Genomic DNA, 1,777 nt, shown 5'->3' with positions numbered 1-1,777 from the left:
GACGATGCCCGACCAGTATGGGCCGTCGGACGGCCCCCACGGGAGACCAGGGTGGGCGGGTGTCGGGATTGTCGCGCCGGGACCCGCCGGGATTGTCGCGCGTGCACCACGATTCCCGGCCGGGCACGGCAGCCCCGGACCGCCCGATCCCGTAGGCTCGGCGAATGGCCAGGTACTTCGACGTGCACCCCGAGAACCCGCAGGCGCGCCTGATCACCGCCGTCGCCGACAGCATCCGCGACGGAGCCCTCGTCGCCTATCCGACGGACTCCTGCTACGCCCTCGGCAGCCGCCTCGGCAACCGCGAGGGCGTCGACCGGATCCGCACGATCCGCCACCTCGACGACAAGCACCACTTCACGCTGGTGTGCCAGGACTTCGCGCAGCTCGGCCGGTTCGTCCACATCGACAACGACGTGTTCCGGGCCGTCAAGGCGGCCACCCCGGGCAAGTACACCTTCATCCTGCCCGCGACCCGCGAGGTGCCGCGCCAGCTCCAGCACCCCAAGAAGAAGACCGTCGGCGTGCGCATCCCCGACCACGTCGTCACCCAGGCCCTGCTCGCGGAGCTCGGCGAGCCGCTGCTCTCCAGCACCCTGCTGCTGCCCGGCGAGGACGAGCCGCTCACTCAGGGCTGGGAGATCAAGGAGCGGCTCGACCACTCCGTGGACGCGGTCCTCGACTCCGGGGACTGCGGCACCGAGCCGACCACGGTCATCGACTTCTCGGACGGCGAGGCCGAGATCGTGCGGCGCGGCGCGGGGGACGTCGAGCGCTTCGAGTGACCCCCGCGGGCCCCGGTGGCCCGCCCGCCTCAGCGGTCCGCGTTCAGCTCGTCCACCGCGCCGCGCCCGTCGCCGATCGTCGTGTAGTCGACCGCCACGAAGGTCACGGGCCGCCCGCGTTCGCGCGCGCAGCGGCGGGCCCGGTCGAGCAGGAAGGCCCGCGCGTTCACCGTGCCCGCGTCCAGCCGGCTGCCGCCGTCCGCGGTGATGAAGTGGTTGAGCAGGAACAGCCGCCTGTCGTCCCCGCCGCGGTGCGGACGGCAGTTCATCGCGTCCGGGGTGCGGAAGGCGAACGGGGTCTCCATCCCGTACCGGTAGAAGTTCCGGTACCAGGGCGCCGGCCCGTCGGCCTCCTCGGCGAACACGACCAGCCGCCGACCGCTGTCGATCATGTCGCCGAGCGTGGGCCAGGGCCGGTCCGGATCGGGATCCGGCGTGTGCACGAGATCGTCGAGGCCCGCCCGGGCGAAGGCCGTCGCGGTGTCGGCGCCGCTGATCGCGTCCTGCACGATGAGCGTGACGACCTCGTCGGGGTGCGCCCGCATCCAGGCGCCGAGCGTGCGCAGCGTCGGGACCAGTGGCACGGCCCCGGCCCGGCAGACCGCGTGGCACAGCCACAGGCCGGGCCGCGGCGGGTTGACGGTGTCGATCGCCGAGCGGATCAGCGCCTGCTGTTCCGCGGTGAAGTCGGAGCCGCGCAGGCGCGCGGTGATCTCCTCGGGCCGCTCCCACCGGTAGGTGTCGAGCTGGAGCGCCCGTACGCCGCCGTCGAGCTGGGCGGTGATGTCCGGGTCCTGGAGCGGGCCGAGGAACCGGTCCACCGTCGTCGACATCGCGTTGTGCGAGGTCAGATACGCCACGTCGTCGTACCGGCGCTCGCACAGCGCGCTGCTGCCCTGGCACACACGCGCCCCGGCGGGCCGGGCGAGCACCGGTACCAGGACCATCGCGGCCAGCGCCGCGAGGGCGCCGCCCGTGCCGAGGGCGGCCGG

1 protein-coding gene and 1 pseudogene are annotated in these 1,777 nt (G+C 73.5%); one reads left to right on the top strand and one right to left on the bottom strand.

Annotation, left to right across the window (positions count from 1 at the left end):
• Positions 1-164 precede the first annotated feature (164 nt).
• Complete coding sequence (locus GTW43_RS01670; RefSeq protein WP_161299741.1) at positions 165-785, top strand: L-threonylcarbamoyladenylate synthase; 621 nt, start codon at positions 165-167, stop codon at positions 783-785.
• Between the two features lie 29 nt (positions 786-814).
• On the opposite strand, the pseudogene GTW43_RS01665 reads toward GTW43_RS01670, so the two are convergent.
• Positions 815-1,777: pseudogene (locus GTW43_RS01665) on the bottom strand (hypothetical protein); the annotation flags it as partial.

The organism is Streptomyces sp. SID5785, from assembly GCF_009870065.1.
Lineage (GTDB): Bacteria > Actinomycetota > Actinomycetes > Streptomycetales > Streptomycetaceae > Streptomyces.
This window is presented reverse-complemented; position numbering and strand designations above follow the sequence as displayed.

What these genes read in the sequence shown, in the direction of transcription:
- GTW43_RS01670 (WP_161299741.1), top strand. Translation starts at nt 165, where the DNA reads ATGGCCAGGTACTTCGACGTGCACCCCGAGAACCCGCAGGCGCGCCTG.